This window comes from Enterobacter sp. kpr-6, assembly GCF_900116015.1.
Taxonomy (GTDB): domain Bacteria; phylum Pseudomonadota; class Gammaproteobacteria; order Enterobacterales; family Enterobacteriaceae; genus Enterobacter_D.
The window spans coordinates 82,538-102,687 of the sequence record NZ_FOYH01000008.1 but is presented as its reverse complement, the minus strand read 5'-3'; the positions used below and the strand labels follow the sequence as shown (position 1 = coordinate 102,687).

Annotated in this window: 17 protein-coding genes; 13 read left to right on the top strand and 4 right to left on the bottom strand. The window is 56.1% G+C overall.

What is annotated here, in order from left to right:
• The first annotated feature begins 1 nt into the window (after nucleotide 1).
• Nucleotides 2-1,075 (top strand): sn-glycerol-3-phosphate import ATP-binding protein UgpC, encoded by a 1,074-nt coding sequence (locus BM373_RS17295; RefSeq protein WP_090464149.1) that lies wholly within the window; start codon nucleotides 2-4, stop codon nucleotides 1,073-1,075.
• A complete protein-coding gene (gene ugpQ, locus BM373_RS17290) occupies nucleotides 1,072-1,812 on the top strand; it encodes a glycerophosphodiester phosphodiesterase (RefSeq protein WP_090464147.1) in 741 nt (246 codons plus the stop codon). Before BM373_RS17295 ends, ugpQ begins: the two co-directional genes overlap by 4 nt.
• Here the strand turns inward: ugpQ and BM373_RS17285 are convergent.
• Entirely contained in the window at nucleotides 1,809-2,258 is a 450-nt protein-coding gene (locus BM373_RS17285) for a DUF2756 family protein (protein ID WP_090464144.1), read from the bottom strand. The genes ugpQ and BM373_RS17285 overlap by 4 nt on opposite strands.
• A gap of 121 nt (nucleotides 2,259-2,379) precedes the next feature.
• Here BM373_RS17285 and ggt point away from each other — a divergent pair, with 121 nt between their 5' ends.
• Complete coding sequence (ggt, locus tag BM373_RS17280) at nucleotides 2,380-4,131, top strand: gamma-glutamyltransferase (protein WP_090464141.1); 1,752 nt, start codon at nucleotides 2,380-2,382, stop codon at nucleotides 4,129-4,131.
• Nucleotides 4,132-4,235: 104 nt separating this feature from the next.
• On the opposite strand, the gene yhhY is transcribed toward ggt, so the two are convergent.
• Nucleotides 4,236-4,724: an N-acetyltransferase gene (gene yhhY / locus BM373_RS17275; RefSeq protein WP_090464138.1), complete on the bottom strand. Its 489-nt coding sequence runs from the start codon at nucleotides 4,722-4,724 to the stop codon at nucleotides 4,236-4,238.
• Between the two features lie 423 nt (nucleotides 4,725-5,147).
• Between yhhY and BM373_RS17270 the strand changes: the two genes are divergently transcribed.
• From BM373_RS17270 to gntU, 5 genes are all read left to right on the top strand, one after another.
• Complete coding sequence (locus BM373_RS17270) at nucleotides 5,148-6,185, top strand: oxidoreductase (protein WP_090464135.1); 1,038 nt, start codon at nucleotides 5,148-5,150, stop codon at nucleotides 6,183-6,185.
• Between the two features lie 122 nt (nucleotides 6,186-6,307).
• Nucleotides 6,308-7,003: a pirin family protein gene (locus BM373_RS17265; protein ID WP_090464131.1), complete on the top strand. Its 696-nt coding sequence runs from the start codon at nucleotides 6,308-6,310 to the stop codon at nucleotides 7,001-7,003.
• A gap of 103 nt (nucleotides 7,004-7,106) precedes the next feature.
• Nucleotides 7,107-8,102, top strand: a complete 996-nt coding sequence (gntR, locus tag BM373_RS17260) for a gluconate operon transcriptional repressor GntR (RefSeq protein ID WP_090464128.1) — start codon at nucleotides 7,107-7,109, stop codon at nucleotides 8,100-8,102.
• Nucleotides 8,103-8,228: 126 nt separating this feature from the next.
• Nucleotides 8,229-8,750 (top strand): gluconokinase, encoded by a 522-nt coding sequence (gntK, locus tag BM373_RS17255; protein WP_090464125.1) that lies wholly within the window; start codon nucleotides 8,229-8,231, stop codon nucleotides 8,748-8,750.
• 14 nt (nucleotides 8,751-8,764) lie between these two features.
• Complete coding sequence (gntU, locus tag BM373_RS17250; RefSeq protein WP_090464123.1) at nucleotides 8,765-10,105, top strand: gluconate transporter; 1,341 nt, start codon at nucleotides 8,765-8,767, stop codon at nucleotides 10,103-10,105.
• Between the two features lie 153 nt (nucleotides 10,106-10,258).
• Here the strand turns inward: gntU and BM373_RS17245 are convergent, their stop codons facing one another.
• Both BM373_RS17245 and yhgN read right to left on the bottom strand, forming a co-directional pair.
• Nucleotides 10,259-10,966, bottom strand: a complete 708-nt coding sequence (locus tag BM373_RS17245; protein WP_090464121.1) for a TIGR00266 family protein — start codon at nucleotides 10,964-10,966, stop codon at nucleotides 10,259-10,261.
• A 41-nt stretch (nucleotides 10,967-11,007) separates the two neighbouring features.
• The gene (yhgN, locus tag BM373_RS17240; RefSeq protein WP_090464118.1) at nucleotides 11,008-11,601 is read right to left on the bottom strand and encodes an NAAT family transporter YhgN; all 594 of its coding nucleotides are present in this window, start codon (nucleotides 11,599-11,601) and stop codon (nucleotides 11,008-11,010) included.
• A gap of 174 nt (nucleotides 11,602-11,775) precedes the next feature.
• Here yhgN and asd point away from each other — a divergent pair, with 174 nt between their 5' ends.
• The 5 genes from asd (at nucleotide 11,776) to glgA (ending at nucleotide 20,143) form a co-directional block, all read left to right on the top strand.
• Nucleotides 11,776-12,882 (top strand): aspartate-semialdehyde dehydrogenase, encoded by a 1,107-nt coding sequence (gene asd, locus BM373_RS17235; protein WP_090464115.1) that lies wholly within the window; start codon nucleotides 11,776-11,778, stop codon nucleotides 12,880-12,882.
• 278 nt (nucleotides 12,883-13,160) lie between these two features.
• Nucleotides 13,161-15,347, top strand: coding sequence for a 1,4-alpha-glucan branching enzyme (gene glgB / locus BM373_RS17230; RefSeq protein ID WP_090464112.1), 2,187 nt, complete (start codon nucleotides 13,161-13,163; stop codon nucleotides 15,345-15,347).
• Entirely contained in the window at nucleotides 15,344-17,320 is a 1,977-nt protein-coding gene (gene glgX, locus BM373_RS17225) for a glycogen debranching protein GlgX (RefSeq protein WP_090464109.1), read from the top strand. Before glgB ends, glgX begins: the two co-directional genes overlap by 4 nt.
• Nucleotides 17,321-17,334: 14 nt before the next feature.
• A complete protein-coding gene (gene glgC / locus BM373_RS17220) occupies nucleotides 17,335-18,618 on the top strand; it encodes a glucose-1-phosphate adenylyltransferase (protein ID WP_090464106.1) in 1,284 nt (427 codons plus the stop codon).
• 91 nt (nucleotides 18,619-18,709) lie between these two features.
• Nucleotides 18,710-20,143, top strand: coding sequence for a glycogen synthase GlgA (gene glgA, locus BM373_RS17215; protein WP_090464103.1), 1,434 nt, complete (start codon nucleotides 18,710-18,712; stop codon nucleotides 20,141-20,143).
• Nucleotides 20,144-20,150 lie beyond the last annotated feature (7 nt).

Sequence of the window (20,150 nt, the reverse complement as noted above, 5' to 3'; positions counted from 1 at the left end):
GATGGCAGGTTTAAAATTACAGGCTGTAACCAAGAGCTGGGACAACAATAAAACCCAGGTGATCCAACCGCTGACGCTGGACGTGGCGGACGGGGAGTTTATCGTCATGGTAGGGCCGTCGGGCTGCGGCAAATCGACGCTGCTGCGCATGGTGGCCGGGCTTGAGCGTGTTTCCAGCGGCGACGTGTGGATCGACCGCAAGCGCGTGACCGAACTGGAGCCTGCCGATCGTGGTATTGCGATGGTGTTCCAGAACTATGCGCTGTATCCGCACATGAGTGTGGAAGAGAACATGGCGTGGGGGCTGAAAATTCGCGGCATGGGCAAGGCGCACATCGCTGAACGGGTGAAAGAAGCGGCGCGCATTCTGGAACTGGACGCCCTGCTCAAGCGCCGTCCACGCGAGCTTTCCGGCGGGCAGCGTCAGCGTGTGGCGATGGGCCGCGCGATTGTGCGCGATCCGGCGGTATTTCTCTTTGATGAACCGCTCTCAAACCTCGACGCCAAACTGCGCGTGCAGATGCGCCTTGAGCTGCAACAGCTTCATCGCCGTCTGAAAACCACGTCGCTTTACGTGACGCACGATCAGGTTGAAGCCATGACCCTGGCGCAGCGGGTGATGGTGATGAACAAAGGCGTGGCAGAGCAAATCGGCACGCCGGTAGAAGTTTATGAAAAGCCCGCCAGCCGCTTTGTGGCGAGCTTTATCGGCAGCCCGGCGATGAACCTGCTGGAAGGGCAAATCAGCACCAACGGTACTCATTTTGAACTCAGTAGCGGCATGGCGCTGCCGATCAACTGGTTTTATCGCGGCTATGCCGGACGCAAAATGACCCTGGGTATCCGCCCGGAACATATTACGCTAAGCTCACAGGCCGCAGGCGGTATTCCGCTGGTGATGGACACTCTGGAGATGCTCGGCGCTGACAATCTGGCGCACGGACGCTGGGGCGATCAAAAAATGGTGGTGCGGCTGGCACATCATGAACGCCCGCTACCTGGCAGCACGCTGTGGCTCAATTTTGCCGAAAACCACCTGCATCTTTTTGATGGTGAAACAGGACAACGCGTATGAGTAACTGGCCATACCCTCACATCGTCGCGCATCGCGGCGGCGGCAAGCTGGCACCGGAGAACACGCTGGCAGCGATTGATGTTGGCGCGCGCTTCGGCCACACCATGATCGAATTTGACGTCAAACTGTCGCAGGACGGGCAAATCTTCCTGCTGCATGACGATAACCTGGAGCGCACCAGCAACGGCTGGGGCGTGGCGGGAAAACTGCCGTGGAGCGATCTGCTGAAAGTGGATGCGGGCGGCTGGTTTGGCGGCGAGTTTAAAGGCGAACCGCTGCCGCTGCTCTCACAGGTGGCAGAGCGCTGCCGCGAGCACGGCATGATGGCCAATATTGAAATCAAACCGACGACTGGCACCGGGCCGCTGACGGGCAAAGTGGTGGCGCTGGCGGCGCGCGAGCTGTGGGCAGACATGACGCCGCCGCTGCTCTCCTCGTTTGATATCGACGCGCTGGAAGCCGCAAAACAGGCCGCACCTGAGTTACCGCGCGGGTTGTTGCTGGATGACTGGCGCGACGACTGGCAGTCGATTACCGAACATCTCGACTGCGTTTCCCTTCACCTTAACCACCGCCTGCTCGACGCCGCGCGCGTGGACGCGCTGAAAGAAGCCGGACTGCGCATTCTGGTGTATACGGTGAATAAACCCCAGCGTGCAGCCGAACTGTTACGCTGGGGCGTGGACTGCATCTGTACCGATCGGATCGATGAGATCGGCCCGGATTTTCAGCCTTAAGGGGTGATGGTTTTTAACGGCAGATTGGGCTGCGGCGTGCTGACCGCGCCCTGATTCAGCATACTGCCGTTGGTTTTCGGCGGCAGCATGTGCTGCTGCGTCCCCAGCGTCGCATCTGAATTGAGCGGCTTATTCAACATCCCGCCGCCCGAATTGGGCAGTACCTGCTGTCGACTCGGGTTTAACTCACCCGGCTGGTTTTGCAGAACCCGCTGCGAGTTGTTGTTAATCTGCGATTCCAGATGCTGCTGCTGCACCCGCGTTTGCGTCTGCAACTGCTGATTCAACATCCCCTTATTTTGCGACTGCTGATTGAGCATCTGCGTCTGCATTCGCTGCTGCGCCGGGATCTGATAACCCGGCTGATTGGGGTTGTTGGTGGCATTAAACGGCTGTGCAAACACGCTAAGCGGCAACAGTGCCGCCAGAAGTAAGGTCTTTTTCATCGTCATTTCCTCCTCGTGGGGGATGCTTAAAGTTTACTCGTTATCTGTCATAACGATGATCTTTTCAGAGTCGTGAACCAGAATTAAGCGGGGAGTGTGCCCCAGGCTCTGGAGAAGCGTGATGATGAAGCTGAAGTTTTTACGCGGGCTGGCTGTCGCCGCCCTGATGGCGGGCGGGTGTTTTAGCGTCGCGGCGGCTCCAACGCCTGCGCCCGCACCTCCTGTCTCATACGGTGTGGAAGCCGATGTGTTCCACCCTGAGCGGGCAACGCAGGGGATGGTGGCTTCGGTCGATGCAGCCGCCACCCGGGTTGGGGTGGATATTTTGAAGCAGGGCGGTAACGCCGTGGATGCTGCGGTCGCCGTGGGGTATGCACTGGCAGTGACGCACCCGCAGGCGGGGAACCTTGGCGGCGGCGGGTTTATGATGCTGCGTACCAAAGACGGTAATACCACCGCGATCGATTTCCGTGAAATGGCCCCGGCGCAGGCGTCGCGGGATATGTTTTTAGACGATCAGGGCAATCCTGACAGCAAAAAATCGCTCACCTCTCATTTAGCCACCGGCACGCCGGGCACCGTGGCGGGCTTTTCGCTGGCGCTGGAAAAATACGGCACCCTGCCGCTGAATAAAGTCATTCAGCCCGCCATTAAACTGGCGCGCCAGGGCTTTACCGTTAACGACGCGCTGGCGGACGATCTGAAAACCTACGGCAGCGAAGTGCTGCCAAACTATGAAAACAGTAAAGCGATCTTCTGGAAAAACGGCGAGCCGCTGAAAAAAGGCGACAAGCTGGTGCAGGCGAATCTGGCGAAAAGCCTGGAGATGATTGCAGAGCAGGGGCCGGACGCCTTTTATAAAGGGGCGATTGCCGATCAGATCGCGCAGGAGATGAGTAAGAACGGCGGGCTGATCACCAAAGAGGATCTGGCCGCGTACAGAGCCGTCGAGCGCACGCCGATCAGCGGTGATTATCGCGGCTATCAGGTCTTCTCCATGCCGCCACCGTCCTCCGGGGGCATCCATATCGTGCAGATCCTGAATATCCTCGAAAACTTCGACCTGGCGAAATATGGCTTTGGCAGCGCCGATGCGATGCAGGTGATGGCGGAGGCGGAAAAATATGCCTATGCCGACCGCTCGGAATACCTCGGCGACCCGGATTTTGTGAAGGTGCCGTGGCAGGCGCTGACCAATAAAGAGTATGCCAAATCCATTGCGGCCCAGATCGATGTGGCAAAAGCGAAGCCGTCGAGCCAGATCCGTCCCGGCAAGCTGGAGCCGTATGAAAGTAATCAGACCACGCATTTCTCGGTGGTGGACAAAGACGGTAACGCAGTGGCGGTGACCTATACGCTCAATACCACGTTCGGTACGGGGATTGTGGCGGGGAATACCGGGATTTTACTGAACAACGAGATGGATGATTTCTCGGCGAAACCGGGCGTGCCGAATGTCTACGGTCTGGTTGGCGGCGATGCCAATGCGGTCGGACCTGGCAAGCGCCCGCTGTCATCCATGTCGCCAACTATTGTGGTGAAAGATGGCAAAACCTGGCTGGTGACCGGCAGTCCTGGCGGGAGCCGCATCATCACGACCGTGCTGCAAATGGTGGTTAACAGCATCGATTTCGGGATGAACGTCGCCGAAGCTACCAACGCGCCTCGCTTCCATCACCAGTGGCTGCCGGATGAACTGCGGGTGGAGAAGGGCTTCAGCCCGGACACGATTAAACTGCTGGAAGAAAAAGGGCAGAAAGTCGCGGTGAAAGAAGCCATGGGCAGTACACAGAGCATTATGGTAGGACCGGACGGTGCGCTGTATGGTGCGTCGGACCCGCGATCGGTGGATGATTTAACGGCGGGGTACTGAGATTCCCCCTCACCCTAACCCTCTCCCGCCGGGAGAGGGAACAGATCGAGCGCGGGCTTGCTTTCCTCCCTCTCCCCGTGGGAGAGGGCCGGGGTGAGGGGAAATTACTTCATCCGCGCCATCAACAACGCATCAATATACTCGCCGTTGCGAAGCGCATATTTCCGCCCTGTTCCTTCCACTTCAAAACCATACTTGCGGTACAGCGCTATCGCCGAAGGATTATCGACAAACACCGTCAATTCAATGCGCTCTATACGCAGCCAGTTGTCGCACAGGTTCACCATCTCACGCATTAACGCGCTGCCAACACCGCGGCCCTGGGAATCTGCACAGACGCTGATGCCAAACGTTGCCACATGGCTGCGGCGCGGGTTTTGCTCGATGGCGAGCGTCAGATGGCCGACCACGATCTCGTCGATACAGGCGACCAGATGGCGGCGACCCGGCTGCGGTTTCATTCGTTCCAGCCACATTTCCATTGAGGGATGAGGGAGTTGTAGCGTGTTGTGAATCACTTCCGGCCGCGCGTTTATCTGGCGTAATGCTTCTGCGTCGTTTGGTTGTGCGTGACGGATCACAATCTCGCTCATTCCCTTTCTCCTTTATGGTTAATTGTCCCTTTCACCTTCACCGGGTTTGAAAAATCCGTCAACTGCCATTTTTTGCGAAAAAGAGGTAGACAAGTGCGAATGATAATGATTATTATTGCCATGCGTTCAGGGGGACCGCTACGGTGAACCTGAAAGCACGACATTGCTCACATTGCTTCCAGTATTATCTTAGCCAGCCGCGTGCTGGCTTTTTTTTAAGTTTTTTTCAGCCTGGCTTACTTGCCATTTTGCCCACGGGAAGTGCTCGCCATCCTCACGTACAATTTGTACGCTCCGGTTGCTGCGCGCTTGCCGTGAGCAAACTGCCTGCGCCGCCGACGGCTGAGATGTGAGCATTACCTGATTAAAATCCTTTTCGGATGCGCTATGGTTAAACGCAGTGACTTAAAAAAGGACTGCATTATGACTCTGCACTGCGCATTTATTGGATTTGGCAAAAGCACCACGCGTTACCACCTTCCCTATGTTCTCAACCGCAAAGATACCTGGCATGTGGCGCACATCTTCCGCCGCCATGCGAAGCCGGAAGAGCAGCATCCGCAGTATCAGCACATTCATTTCACAAGCGATCTGGACGAAGTATTAAACGATCCGCAGGTCAAACTGGTGGTGGTCTGCACCCACGCCGACAGCCATTTTGATTACGCAAAACGCGCGCTGGAAGCGGGCAAAAATGTGCTGGTGGAAAAACCGTTCACGCCGACGCTCGCCGAAGCAAAAACGCTGTTTGAGCTGGCGAAAAGCAAAGGACTGACCGTCACGCCGTATCAAAACCGTCGCTTTGATTCCTGTTTTTTGACTGCTAAAAAAGCCATTGAGAGCGGAAAACTGGGCGATATCGTCGAAGTTGAAAGCCATTTTGACTATTTCCGCCCGGTCGCAGAAACCAAACCGGGACTGCCGCAGGACGGCATGTTTTATGGCCTCGGCGTGCATACGCTCGATCAGATTATTTCACTGTTCGGCCGCCCGGATCATGTCTCCTATGACATCCGCAGCCTGCGCAACAAAGCCAACCCGGACGACACCTACGAAGCACAGCTGTTCTACGGCGATCTGAAGGCCATCGTTAAAACCAGCCACTACGTCAAAATCGATTACCCGAAATTTATTGTGCATGGCACCAAAGGCTCGTTTATCAAATACGGTATCGACCAGCAGGAAACCAGCCTGAAAGCCAACGTGATGCCGGGTGATGAAGGGTTCGCTGCTGATGACAGCATCGGCCTGCTTGAATATGTCAACCCGGCGGGCGAAACCGTGCGTGAGGAGTGGGCGGCAGAAACGGGCGACTATGGCCGCGTCTACGATGCACTGTACGCCACCCTGACTGAAGGGCGCGCAAATTACGTCAAGGAATCTGAAGTATTAACCAATCTGGAAATTCTTGAACGTGGCTTTGAACAGGCTTCTCCCTCCACGGTAACCCTCGCTAAATAAGGGGTTTTGGCTCCTCTGGACTTGTTCATAATTTTTGAACAGAGGAGTCAATTTTCACCCACTATCATCCTGAATCGATCGGGTACACACTTACTCCATCGAAAACAGACGGGGTGAACAAAATGATTATTTTACGCAAAGCAAACGATCGTGGTCATGCAAATCATGGCTGGCTGGATTCCTGGCATACCTTCTCATTTGCCGATTATTACGACCCGAATTTCATGGGTTTCTCGGCACTGCGAGTGATTAACGACGACGTGATCGACGCAGGCCAGGGCTTTGGTACCCACCCGCACAAAGACATGGAAATCCTGACTTATGTGCTGGAAGGCGCGGTAGAACACCAGGACAGCATGGGCAATAAAGAGCAGGTGCCTGCCGGTGAATTCCAGATCATGAGCGCCGGGACCGGGGTGCGTCACTCTGAGTACAACCCAAGCGCCACCGACAAACTGCATCTATATCAAATCTGGATCATTCCAGAAAAAACCGGCATCACGCCGCGTTACGAGCAGCGCCGCTTCGACGCCGCCCAGGGCTGCCAGTTGGTGCTGTCGCCGGATGCACGCGATGGCTCGCTGAAAGTGAACCAGGACATGGAGCTTTCCCGCTGGGCGCTGTTGAAAGATGAACAGTCTGTCTATCAGGTTGCCGCTGAGCGCCGCGTCTGGATCCAGGTAGTGAAAGGCAGCGTGTCCATCAATGGAACCAAAGCGACCACGGCGGACGGTCTGGCGATTTGGGACGAGCAGGCACTGTCGATTCATGCTGACAGCAACAGTGAAATTCTGCTGTTTGACCTGCCGCCAGTTTGATCCCGCTTAAATAAATAAAACAACCTCCCTTTATCTGCGGGGAGGTTGTCTGTCGTCCGTGATAAACTGGAACCCTGTTTCCCCGTTATCACTTTAAGGCACGATGAAAAAGAAAAGACCCGTACTTCAGGACGTTGCCGATCGCGTGGGCGTGACCAAAATGACGGTCAGCCGGTTCTTGCGTAATCCGGAGCAAGTCTCGCAGGCATTACGCGGCAAAATCGCTGCGGCGCTTGATGAACTGGGCTATATCCCCAATCGTGCTCCCGACATTCTCTCCAATGCCACCAGTCGCGCCATCGGCGTGCTGCTGCCGTCGTTAACCAACCAGGTCTTCGCCGAAGTGCTGCGCGGTATCGAAAGCGTGACCGACGCATACGGCTATCAAACCATGCTCGCCCACTACGGCTACAAGCCGGAAATGGAAGAGGAACGCCTCGAATCCATGCTCTCATGGAACATTGACGGCCTGATCCTCACCGAGCGCAGCCACACCCCACGCACGCTCAAAATGATTGAAGTGGCGGGCATTCCGGTCGTTGAACTGATGGACAGCACCTCGCCGTGCCTCGATATCGCCGTGGGTTTTGATAACCACGAAGCCGCCCGCCAAATGACCGCTGCGATCATTGCGCGCGGGCATCGCCATGTGGCCTATCTGGGTGCACGTCTGGATGAACGTACTATCATCAAACAGCGGGGATATGAGCAGGCGATGCGTGATGCGGGCCTGACGCCGTACAGTGTGATGGTGGAGCAGTCGTCATCTTACTCGTCCGGAATTGAACTGATGCGCCAGGCCAGGCGTGAATATCCGCAGCTCGACGGCATTTTTTGTACCAACGATGACCTGGCGGTCGGCGCGGCCTTTGAATGCCAGCGTCTGGGGCTGAAAATCCCGGATGACATTGCGATTGCCGGTTTCCACGGCCACGATATCGGCCAGGTGATGGAACCGCGTCTCGCCAGCGTCTTAACGCCGCGTGAGCGCATGGGGCGGATTGGTGCAGAGCGCCTGCTGGCGCGGATCCGCGGTGAAACCGTGACGCCGAAAATGTTAGATTTAGGTTTCACCTTGTCACCGGGCGGATCTATTTAGTCTGACAAATTTGACATAGCTCACACTTATTCACTTCTGGCATGAATGGTTATTGCTTCTCATCATCCCCGGCAGGAAAATGTTACCGATAACTGTTACCCGTAACAACAGACTGAGGGACACCCTTTGAGCACGACTAACCATGATCACCACGTCTATGTCCTGATGGGCGTGTCGGGCAGCGGCAAATCCGCTGTCGCCAGTGAAGTGGCGCATCAAATTCATGCCGCTTTTCTTGATGGCGATTTCCTCCATCCGCGCAGCAATATCACCAAAATGGCCGCGGGCGAGCCGCTGAATGACGACGACCGCAAACCCTGGCTGCAGGCGCTCAACGACGCTGCCTTCGCCATGCAGCGCACCAATAAAGTCTCTTTGATCGTCTGTTCTGCGCTGAAAAAACGCTACCGCGATCTGCTGCGTGACGGCAATCCGAACCTCTCTTTCATCTATCTGAAAGGCGATTTTGACGTCATCGAAACGCGTCTGAAAGCGCGTAAAGGTCACTTCTTCAAAACCCAAATGCTGGTCACCCAGTTCGAAGCCCTGGAAGAGCCAGGTACCGACGAGCAGGATGTACTGGTTGTTGATATCGACCAGACGCTGGAAGGCGTTGTCGCCAGCACAATTGAAGTGATCAATAAATAAATTAAGGCTGTAGTGTGAGTACGTTAACGCTTGTTTTGACGGCAGTTGGCTCGGTTTTGCTGCTGTTGTTTTTAGTCATGAAGGCGCGTTTACACGCTTTTGTGGCTTTGATGGTGGTGTCTATTGGTGCAGGGCTTTTTTCCGGCATGCCGCTGACAAAAATCGCAGCGACAATGGAAAAAGGGATGGGCGGAACGCTCGGTTTTCTGGCGATTGTTGTGGCGCTGGGCGCAATGTTTGGCAAGATTTTGCATGAAACGGGCGCGGTCGATCAGATTGCGGTCAAAATGCTTAAATCCTTTGGCCACAGTCGCGCGCATTACGCGATTGGTCTCGCCGGACTGATTTGCGCGCTGCCGCTGTTTTTCGAAGTGGCGATTGTGCTGCTGATTAGCGTGGCTTTCTCGATGGCGCGTCACACCGGGACGAACCTGGTGAAGCTGGTGATCCCGCTGTTTGCCGGGGTTGCCGCGGCGGCGGCGTTTCTGCTGCCAGGGCCTGCGCCGATGCTGCTGGCCTCGCAGATGCACGCTGATTTTGGCTGGATGATTTTAATCGGCCTGTGTGCTGCCATTCCGGGGATGCTGATTGCCGGGCCGCTGTTCGGCAATTTCATCGGGCGCTATGTGGAACTGCACATTCCCGACGACATCAGCGAACCGCACCTTGGTGAAGGCAAAATGCCGTCGTTTGGCTTTAGCCTCGCACTGATCCTGCTGCCGCTGGTGCTGGTAGGGCTGAAAACCATCGCCGCGCGCTTTGTTGAACAGGGTTCTGCGGTGTATGACTGGCTGGAATTTATCGGGCACCCGTTCACGGCGATTCTGGTGGCGCTGCTGGTGGCGATTTACGGCCTGGCGCGTCGTCAGGGAATGCCGAAAGATCGCGTGATGGAAGTGTGCGGCGCGGCGCTGCAACCGGCGGGCATTATCCTGCTGGTGATCGGCGCGGGCGGGGTGTTCAAACAGGTGCTGGTTGATTCCGGCGTTGGCCCGGCACTGGGCGAAGCGCTGACCGGCATGGGTTTACCGATTGCCATCACCTGTTTTGTGCTGGCGGCGGCGGTGCGCATTATTCAGGGTTCGGCGACGGTGGCCTGCTTAACCGCGGTCGGCCTGGTGATGCCAGTGATTGAACAACTGCATTTCTCCGGTGCGCAAATGGCCGCGTTGTCGATTTGTATCGCAGGCGGTTCGATTGTGGTCAGTCATGTGAACGACGCTGGTTTCTGGCTGTTCGGTAAATTCACGGGCGCGACCGAAGCGCAAACGCTGAAAACCTGGACGATGATGGAAACGATCCTCGGCACGGTAGGTGCGATGGTGGGGATGATTGCGTTTACGTTGTTGAGCTAATTTTACCCTCACCCCGACCCTCTCCCTGAAGGAGAGGGGGAACACCGGACCCTCACCCCGGCCCTCTCCCTCAGGGAGAGGGGGAAGGGCGAGTCCGCGCTCGATCTGTCCCCTCTCCCCAGGGGAGAGGGTTAGGGTGAGGGGTCCTTCGCATTACCTTTTCGGCAGCAGCGGAATAATGTGCGGCATCAACCCGCCCACAAACTCCGAAGGATTCTTCGTCTGGATCAACAACCGACCGCAGCCGGAAAATTCATTCACCAGCCCCTCGCCGGTCGTAAAACCAAACAGCCCTGAGGCGGCCTTAATCGAATAGTTAAGCGTGCTCTGCCACGCGACGACATGATGGTTATCGACCACCAGCGAGTCGCTCCCGTCCAGTTCCAGTTCGACAATACTGCCAAAACCGTTAACCAGCACGGTGCCGCTACCTGACGTCTCCATAATAAAAAGCCCGCCGGTGCCGCCAAACAGGACGCTGCCAATCGACTGGCGTTTCATGTTGTAGTTCACCGTGCTGTCGCAGGCCAGGAACGCCCCGTCATTTATACACCAGGTCATCTTCCCGGTATCCAGCGCCCGGATTTGCCCCACTGCGCCGGGTGAAATCCCCAGCAGCGCATCCTGGGCGGTACCGCGTGCCGTGGTGATGAAAAACCCTTCCCCACTGACCAGCGAGCGGGCGGCGGCGCGGAAAATGCCACCAATCCCCCCGGAGCCGTTACTGTTCATCCGACCTTCAAGCACCACTTTGCCGTTATGGAACACCATCGAGCCGCTTTCTATACGCACTTCTTCCCCGGCCGCGAGGGAGATCATCACCAGCGGGCTGGAGCTTTCATCTGAATATTCATACTGCATCTGTAAACGTCCTTATTTAACATTGAAGTAAAAAGAGAAACCTATCCCTTCATCCACGCCCGGATCCCGTCCAGGAACATCTGCGTTGCCAGCATCACCAGAATTAACCCCATCAGGCGCTCCAGTGCGTTCACCCCTTTATCACCGAGCAGGCGCAGGAACAGCGACGACTGCAACAGGATCACGAAGGTGCCGCCCCAGGCGAGCAGCAGAGCAATCACCAGATGGCCCATCTGATTCGGATACTGGTGCGAGAGCAGCATCAGCGTGGCGAGCAGCGTCGGGCCTGCCACCAGCGGGATTGCCAGCGGAACAATAAACGGCTCTTCCCCGGCGGGCAGGCCGTGGCTACCGCCGGACGCGCTGGGGAAAATCATTTTAATGGCGATTAAAAACAGAATGATGCCGCCGGAAATAGACACGGTCTCGGCGCGTAAATTCAGGAACGACAGGATTTTCTCGCCCGCGAACAGGAACACCAGCATCAGCAGCAGAGCGATCAGCAATTCGCGGATCATAATTGCCCGACGGCGCTTCGGCTCGGTGTGTTTTAACACCGACATAAAAATAGGCAGATTGCCGAGTGGATCCATAATCAGGATCAGCAGCACCGTAGCGGATATGATTTCATTCATTGAGTTCTTTCCCTAATTCTCGTCCCAGAGGTTTTGCTTATAAGCTCTATTTCTGATGACTTCACTATCATTGATTAATTTCACTTGCGACTTTAGCTGCATTTTGTAATGTGGGGAGATACCAGTGGGAAACTGGCTCGCACACACAGCACACACCTTCGCAGGAAATTCGCTATGAAAAATGTTGGTTTTATCGGCTGGCGCGGAATGGTCGGCTCCGTACTCATGCAACGCATGGTAGAAGAGCGCGACTTCGACGCCATTCGCCCTGTTTTCTTTTCAACGTCTCAGACGGGTCAGGCTGCACCTGATTTCGGCACCACCAAAGGTGGCGCGCTTCAGAATGCGTTTGATCTGGAGGCGCTGAAGGCACTCGACATCATTGTCACCTGCCAGGGCGGCGATTATACCAACGAAATCTATCCAAAGCTTCGTGAAAGCGGCTGGCAGGGTTACTGGATCGACGCGGCTTCTTCGCTGCGCATGAAAGATGACGCCATCATTATTCTCGATCCGGTGAACCAGGATGTGATCACCCAGGGCCTGAATAACGGCGTGAAAACCTTCGTCGGCGGTAACTGCACGGTCAGCCTGATGCTGATGTCGCTCGGCGGCCTGTTTGCGCAGGATCTGGTGGAGTGGGTGTCCGTGGCGACCTATCAGGCCGCTTCTGGCGGCGGCGCGCGCCATATGCGCGAACTGCTGACGCAAATGGGTCAACTGCATCATCACGTTTCTGACGAGCTGGCGAACCCGGCCTCTGCCATTCTGGATATTGAACGCAAAGTGACGGCGCTCTCCCGCAGCGGTGAGCTGGCGGTGGATAACTTCGGTGTGCCGCTGGCGGGCAGCCTGATCCCGTGGATCGACAAACAGCTTGATAACGGCCAGAGCCGTGAAGAGTGGAAAGGCCAGGCCGAAACCAACAAAATTCTCAGCACCTCGTCGGTGATCCCGGTGGATGGCCTGTGCGTTCGCGTCGGCGCGTTACGCTGCCACAGCCAGGCGTTCACCATCAAATTGAAGAAAGATGTGTCCATTCCCACAGTTGAAGAACTGCTGGCAGGGCATAATCAATGGGCGAAAGTGGTGCCGAACGACCGTGACATCACCATGCGTGAACTGACCCCTGCGGCAGTGACCGGCACGCTGAGTACGCCGGTGGGACGCCTGCGTAAGCTCAATATGGGCCCGGAATTCCTTTCCGCGTTTACGGTAGGCGATCAACTGCTATGGGGAGCGGCAGAACCTCTCCGACGTATGCTGCGCCAACTGGCGTAATGATTTAAAGAGCGGAGGTGCACTGTCACCTCCTTTTTTTTGCGTAAAACACGGAGTAAACGCAATTGGATCAATTTTTCCAGGAGACAAACAAAGCGTTGGCTATGCTTTAAGTTGGGCGTGTTTTCGGTTTCGGAGACAACGACCTCGCCTGAAGGTAGGACGGAGCAGAGAGGATGCACAATGTGCTGCGCCGTTCAGGTCAAAAAAAGTGCTGCAATCCGGCGTACGCTGAGGGTCGGTATTTAATGGCACATATAAAACAGGATGAATAAACCATGTCCAGTCTTGTAGATAGAGACGTGATTAATGCGCTAATCGCAGGCCACTTTGCGGATCCTTTTTCCGTACTCGGCATGCATCGCACCGATGCCGGACTGGAAGTCCGCGCCTTATTACCCGATGCCACAGAGGTATGGGTTATTGAAACTAAAACCGGGCGTAAACTGGCTAAACTTGAATGCCTTGATTCGCGCGGTTTCTTCGCAGGCGTGATTCAACGCCGTAAAAATCACTTTCGTTATCAGCTGGCTGTCCTCTGGCACGGCCAGGAAAACCTGATTGACGATCCCTACCGTTTTGGTCCCCTGATTCAGGATTTAGACGTCTGGCTGTTGTCAGAAGGCACCCATTTGCGTCCCTATGAAACGCTGGGTGCGCATGCCGATACAATGGATGGCGTTACCGGAACAAAATTCTCCGTCTGGGCACCGAATGCCCGCCGGGTGTCCGTCGTAGGGCAGTTCAACTACTGGGATGGCCGCCGCCACCCGATGCGTCTGCGCAAAGAGTCTGGCATCTGGGAGCTGTTTGTCCCCGGAGCCCATAATGGCCAGCTTTATAAGTTCGAGATGATCGACGCCCACGGCAAACTGCGGATCAAAGCTGACCCTTATGCTTTCGAAGCGCAAATGCGTCCGGAAACGGCCTCGCTGATTTGCGGTCTGCCGGAAAAGGTTGAGCAGAGCGAAGAACGCAAACAGGCCAACAATTTTGACGCGCCGATTTCGATTTATGAAGTGCATCTCGGCTCCTGGCGTCGCCATACCGATAATAACTTCTGGCTGAGCTATCGCGAACTGGCTGACCAGCTGGTGCCTTACGCCAAATGGATGGGCTTCACCCATCTGGAATTGCTGCCGATAAACGAACACCCGTTCGACGGCAGTTGGGGCTACCAGCCCACCGGCTTATACGCGCCAACGCGTCGTTTTGGGACGCGCGAAGATTTCCGTTACTTCATTAAAGCCGCCCACGCTGCGGGCCTGAGTGTGATTCTGGACTGGGTGCCGGGCCACTTCCCTGAAGATGATTTTGGTCTCGCCGAATTTGACGGCACCGATCTCTACGAACACAGCGATCCGCGTGAAGGCTATCACCAGGACTGGAACACGCTGATCTACAACTACGGTCGCCGTGAAGTCAGTAACTATCTGGTGGGCAACGCGCTGTACTGGATTGAGCGCTTTGGCATTGATGCCCTGCGCGTGGATGCGGTGGCGTCGATGATTTACCGCGACTACAGCCGCAAAGAGGGCGAGTGGATCCCGAACGAATTCGGCGGGCGCGAAAACCTCGAAGCGATTGAGTTCCTGCGCAACACCAACCGCATTCTGGGCGAGCAGGTTTCCGGCGCGGTGAGCATGGCGGAGGAGTCCACCGATTTCCCTGGCGTTTCAAGACCGTCAAGTTCAGGCGGGCTGGGCTTCTGGTACAAATGGAACCTCGGCTGGATGCACGACACGCTCGATTACTTCAAGCTCGATCCGGTGTACCGCAAACACCATCACGATAAGCTCACCTTCGGGTTGCTGTACAACTACACCGAAAACTTCGTTCTGCCGCTGTCGCACGATGAAGTGGTGCACGGCAAAAAATCGATTCTCGACCGGATGCCGGGTGACGCATGGCAGAAGTTTGCCAACCTGCGCGCCTACTACGGCTGGATGTGGGCCTTCCCCGGCAAAAAACTGCTGTTTATGGGCAACGAATTTGCCCAGGGCCGTGAATGGAACCACGACGCCAGCCTCGACTGGCATCTGCTGGAAGGCGGCGACAACTGGCACCACGGTGTGCAACGTCTGGTGCGCGATCTCAACGCCACTTACCGTCATCACAAAGCGCTGCACGAACTGGATTTTGACCCGTATGGCTTTGAGTGGCTGGTGGTGGACGACCACGAGCGCTCAGTGTTTATCTTTGTGCGCCGTGATAAAGCGGGCAACGAAATCATCGTCGCCAGCAACTTCACGCCGGTCCCGCGCCACGATTACCGCTTCGGCGTGAATCAGCCGGGCAAATGGTCTGAAGCCTTAAACACCGACTCCATGTACTACCACGGCAGCAACGCTGGTAACGGCGGTACGCTCCACACTGATGAAATCGAAAGCCACGGACGCGCGCATTCACTTAGCATTACCCTGCCGCCGCTCTCCACGATCTGGCTGGTGCGGGAGGGAGAATGACAACGCTTACCGCGGGCCTTCCTGCCCCTCTGGGGGCGCATTTCGAAGGCAATGGCGTGAATTTCACTCTGTTTTCGGCGCATGCGGAACGGGTTGAACTCTGCCTTTTTGATCAGGAAGGCAACGAGCAGCGCGTTGACCTGCCCGCACGTACCGGAGATGTCTGGCATGGTTTTCTCGCCAACGCGCAACCCGGTTTGCGTTACGGCTACCGCGTGCATGGACCGTGGGAGCCGGAAAACGGCCATCGCTTTAACCCGGCGAAGCTGCTAATCGACCCTTGCGCGCGCCGCGTGGAAGGCGAGGCGGTGGATGACCCGCTGTTTCACAGCGGTTATGACTCGCCGGATCCGCACGACAACGTGGCCATTGCGTTAAAAAGCGTGGTGGTCAACGAGGCGTTTGACTGGGGAAACGATAGCTGGCCGCGCACCGACTGGAGCAAGACCGTTATTTATGAAGCTCATGTCAAAGGGCTGACCTACCTGCACCCGGATATTCCGGACGCGATCCGTGGCACCTATAAAGCGCTCGCTCACCCGGTGATGATCGCCTACTTCAAACGTCTTGGCATTACTGCGCTGGAGCTGTTGCCCGTGGCGCACTTTGCCAGCGAGCCGCGCCTGCAACGCCTCGGACTGACCAACTTCTGGGGCTATAACCCGCTGGCGATGTTTGCCCTCGATCCGCGCTACGCCCATGAACCAGCCCGCGCGTTGCAGGAGTTTTGTGAGACGGTAAAAGCGTTGCATGAAGCGGGTATTGAAGTGCTGCTCGACATCGTGCTTAACCACAGCGCGGAAATCGATCTCGATGGTCCCACCTTCTCCCTGCGCGGAATCGACAACCGTAGCTATTATTGGATAAGGGGGGATGGTGATTATGAGAACTGGACGGGATGTGGCAACACCCTGAATCTGAGTTTGCCGGGCACGGTGGAGTATGCCATTCAGTGCCTGCGCTACTGGGTTGAGACGTTCCACGTTGACGGTTTTCGTTTTGATTTGGCCTCAGTGATGGGGCGCACACCGGATTACAACCCGCATGCGCCGCTGTTTGAAGCCATTAAAAACGATCCGTTGCTCTCATCCGTTAAGCTGATTGCTGAACCCTGGGACGTGGGCCATGGTGGTTACCAGGTGGGAAATTTCCCACCGCTGTTTGCGGAATGGAACGATCATTTCCGTGATGCAGTTCGCCGCTTCTGGCTGGCAAGGGATCTGAAGCCGGGTGATTTTGCCCGACGTTTCGCGGCATCCAGTGACGTTTTTAAACGCCATGGTCGTCTGCCTGCCGCCTCGATTAATCTGGTGACGGCGCATGACGGATTCACCTTGCGTGATTGCGTCAGCTACAACCAGAAGCACAACGAGGCCAACGGCGAGGAAAACCGCGACGGGACCAGCAATAATCATAGTTTTAACCACGGTGTAGAAGGGCCAGGCGGCTCGTTAGATGTGACGGAACGGCGTCGGGATAGTGTCCATGCCCTACTGACCACGCTGTTGCTTTCACAGGGGACGCCGATGCTGTTGGCCGGAGATGAACACGGACACAGCCAGCATGGTAACAACAACGCCTATTGCCAGGACAACGCGCTGACGTGGCTGGACTGGGAACAGGCAAATGACGGGCTGATTAACTTCACGGCGGCGCTGATCCAGTTGCGTTCGCAGATACCGGCGTTAATGCAAAACGCCTGGTGGGAAGAGGGTGATGGCAACGTTCGCTGGCTGAACAAGGACGCGCATCCGTTAAGCACGCTGGAGTGGACGCATGGCGCAGGCCGCATGCAGATCCTCCTGTCTGAGCGTTTTCTCATCACGCTCAATAATACGGATGAGGTAACAGATATTGTTTTACCCGACGGGGAATGGCGCGCTGTTCCCCCATTCGCCGGTGAGGATAATCCGGTGGTAGTGGCTGTCTGGCATGGGCCCGCGCACGGAGTTTGCGTTTTCAAAAGGTCATAAAAAAGGAGTTCGTTATGGTTAAATTAGATAAAAACGATCCGCTAATGTTAGCGCGCCAGCTCCCATTAAAATCTGTTGCCCTGATTTTGGCGGGTGGGCGTGGTACCCGTCTGAAAGATTTGACCACCACACGTGCCAAACCGGCGGTGCACTTTGGTGGCAAATTCCGCATTATTGATTTTGCGCTCTCAAACTGTCTGAACTCCGGTATTCGTCGTATCGGGGTGATCACGCAGTACCAGTCCCACACCCTGGTGCAGCACATCCAGCGCGGCTGGTCATTCTTCAGCGAAGAGATGAATGAGTTTGTTGATCTCCTGCCCGCGCAGCAGCGCGTGCACGGGGAAAACTGGTATCGCGGTACGGCGGATGCGGTAACGCAGAACCTCGACATTATTCGTCGCTATAACGCCGAATACGTCGTCATTCTCGCGGGCGATCACATCTACAAGCAGGACTATTCGCGGATGCTGATCGACCACGTGGAAAAAGGCGCACGCTGTACGGTGGCCTGTTTGCCGGTTCCGGTGGCCGAAGCCACGGCATTCGGCGTAATGGCGGTGGACGAAAACGAGAAGATCGTGGATTTCGTTGAGAAACCGGCCAATCCACCGTCAATGCCAAACGATTCGACCCGCGCGCTGGCCAGTATGGGCATTTATGTTTTCGATGCCGATTACCTGTACGAGCTGCTTGAAGAGGATGATGCAGACGAGAACTCCAGCCATGACTTTGGGAAAGACATTATTCCAAAACTGACCAAAGCGGGCATGGCGTATGCGCATCCGTTCCCTCTCTCCAGCGTCCAGTCCGATCCCGATGCCGAACCTTACTGGCGTGATGTCGGAACATTAGAAGCCTACTGGAAAGCAAACCTCGATCTGGCGTCAGTCACGCCGGAGCTGGATATGTACGATCAAAAATGGCCGATTCGCACCCACATGGAGTCGCTGCCGCCTGCTAAATTTGTTCAGGATCGTTCCGGCAGTCATGGCATGACGCTGAACTCCCTGGTATCGGGCGGTTGCATCATCTCAGGCTCTGTGGTGGTGCAGTCAGTACTGTTCCCGCGCGTGCGCGTGAACTCGTTTTGTAACATTGATTCCTCCGTGCTGTTACCCGATGTCTGGGTTGGCCGTTCCTGTCGCCTGCGCCGTTGCGTCATTGACCGCGCCTGCAAAATACCGGAAGGCATGGTCATCGGCGAAAACGCGGAAGAAGACGCACGCAGGTTCTACCGATCAGAAGAAGGCATTGTGTTAGTCACGCGCGACATGCTGCGGAAATTAAAAGACTAAACGCATCAACAATAACCTTGCGCGGAAGGGGTCCGTGCGCTGTTTTACCGCTACCGTGTGCATTCGGTAGCGGTTTTGAACAGGAGCGATAATGCAGGTTTTACATGTATGTTCTGAGATGTTCCCGTTGCTGAAAACGGGTGGTCTGGCTGATGTCCTTGGTGCGTTACCGGCAGCGCAAATTGCTGGTGGTGTGGATACGCGCGTGCTGCTGCCCGCGTTTCCCGATATTCGCCGGGGCATTACCGATGCGCAGGTGGTGAGTCGTCGCGACACGTTCGCAGGCAGCATCACATTACTTTTTGGTCACTATAACGGCGTGGGGATCTATCTCATTGATGCGCCGCACCTTTATGACCGCCCAGGGAGCCCGTATCACGATACCAATCTTTATGCTTATACCGACAACGTGTTGCGCTTTGCGCTCCTGGGTTGGGTAGGTTCTGAAATGGCCTGCGGCCTCGATCCGTTCTGGCGTCCCGACATTGTCCATGCGCATGACTGGCATGCGGGGCTGGCACCGGCGTATCTCGCCGCACGAGGCCATCCGGCAAAATCTGTCTTCACCGTGCACAATCTGGCCTATCAAGGCATGTTTTATGCACAGCATATGAATGACATCGAATTGCCATCCTCTTTCTATAGCGTTAACGGGGTGGAATTTAACGGGCAGATTTCGTTTTTGAAAGCCGGTCTGTACTACGCCGACCATATTACGGCGGTCAGCCCGACGTACGCCCGTGAAATTACCGAGCCACAGTTTGGCTGCGGCATGGAAGGGCTGCTGCGCCAGCGCCACCTGGAAGGACGACTTTCCGGGATTTTAAACGGCGTTGACGAAGCGATCTGGAGCCCGGAAAACGATCTGCTGCTGACCTCCCGCTATACCCGGGATTCGCTGGAAGAGAAGGCGGAAAACAAACGCCAGCTTCAGGTGGCGATGGGGTTGAAGGTCGACGATAAAGTGCCGCTGTTTGCCGTGGTGAGCCGTCTGACTCAGCAAAAAGGGCTGGATCTGGTGCTTGAAGCGCTGCCGGGCCTGCTGGAGCAGGGCGGACAACTGGCGCTGCTGGGCGCAGGCGATCCGGTATTGCAGGAAGGATTCCTTGCGGCGGCGGCGGAACATCCGGGGCAGGTTGGGGTGCAGATTGGCTATCACGAAGCCTTCTCCCACCGCATTATGGGCGGGGCCGACGTCATTCTGGTACCGAGCCGCTTTGAACCCTGCGGGCTGACACAGCTGTATGGACTGAAGTACGGCACCCTGCCGCTGGTCCGCCGGACGGGGGGACTTGCGGATACTGTGTCAGACAGTTCACTGGAAAACCTGGCAGACGGCGTTGCCAGCGGATTTACGTTTGAGGACAGTAATGCCTGGTCGCTTTTACGGGCGATAAGGCGCGCATTTGTGCTGTGGTCGCGTCCGTCCCTGTGGCGTTTTGTCCAGCGTCAGGCGATGGGTATGGATTTTAGCTGGCAGGTTGCCGCCCAGTCTTACCGCGATCTTTACTATCGGTTGAAGTAATTTACCA

What these genes read in the sequence shown, in the direction of transcription:
- BM373_RS17295 (WP_090464149.1), top strand. Translation starts at nt 2, where the DNA reads ATGGCAGGTTTAAAATTACAGGCTGTAACCAAGAGCTGGGACAACAAT.
- ugpQ (WP_090464147.1), top strand. Translation starts at nt 1,072, where the DNA reads ATGAGTAACTGGCCATACCCTCACATCGTCGCGCATCGCGGCGGCGGC.
- BM373_RS17285 (WP_090464144.1), bottom strand. Translation starts at nt 2,258, where the DNA reads ATGAAAAAGACCTTACTTCTGGCGGCACTGTTGCCGCTTAGCGTGTTT.
- ggt (WP_090464141.1), top strand. Translation starts at nt 2,380, where the DNA reads ATGATGAAGCTGAAGTTTTTACGCGGGCTGGCTGTCGCCGCCCTGATG.
- yhhY (WP_090464138.1), bottom strand. Translation starts at nt 4,724, where the DNA reads ATGAGCGAGATTGTGATCCGTCACGCACAACCAAACGACGCAGAAGCA.
- BM373_RS17270 (WP_090464135.1), top strand. Translation starts at nt 5,148, where the DNA reads ATGACTCTGCACTGCGCATTTATTGGATTTGGCAAAAGCACCACGCGT.
- BM373_RS17265 (WP_090464131.1), top strand. Translation starts at nt 6,308, where the DNA reads ATGATTATTTTACGCAAAGCAAACGATCGTGGTCATGCAAATCATGGC.
- gntR (WP_090464128.1), top strand. Translation starts at nt 7,107, where the DNA reads ATGAAAAAGAAAAGACCCGTACTTCAGGACGTTGCCGATCGCGTGGGC.
- BM373_RS17245 (WP_090464121.1), bottom strand. Translation starts at nt 10,966, where the DNA reads ATGCAGTATGAATATTCAGATGAAAGCTCCAGCCCGCTGGTGATGATC.
- yhgN (WP_090464118.1), bottom strand. Translation starts at nt 11,601, where the DNA reads ATGAATGAAATCATATCCGCTACGGTGCTGCTGATCCTGATTATGGAT.
- asd (WP_090464115.1), top strand. Translation starts at nt 11,776, where the DNA reads ATGAAAAATGTTGGTTTTATCGGCTGGCGCGGAATGGTCGGCTCCGTA.
- glgB (WP_090464112.1), top strand. Translation starts at nt 13,161, where the DNA reads ATGTCCAGTCTTGTAGATAGAGACGTGATTAATGCGCTAATCGCAGGC.
- glgX (WP_090464109.1), top strand. Translation starts at nt 15,344, where the DNA reads ATGACAACGCTTACCGCGGGCCTTCCTGCCCCTCTGGGGGCGCATTTC.
- glgC (WP_090464106.1), top strand. Translation starts at nt 17,335, where the DNA reads ATGGTTAAATTAGATAAAAACGATCCGCTAATGTTAGCGCGCCAGCTC.
- glgA (WP_090464103.1), top strand. Translation starts at nt 18,710, where the DNA reads ATGCAGGTTTTACATGTATGTTCTGAGATGTTCCCGTTGCTGAAAACG.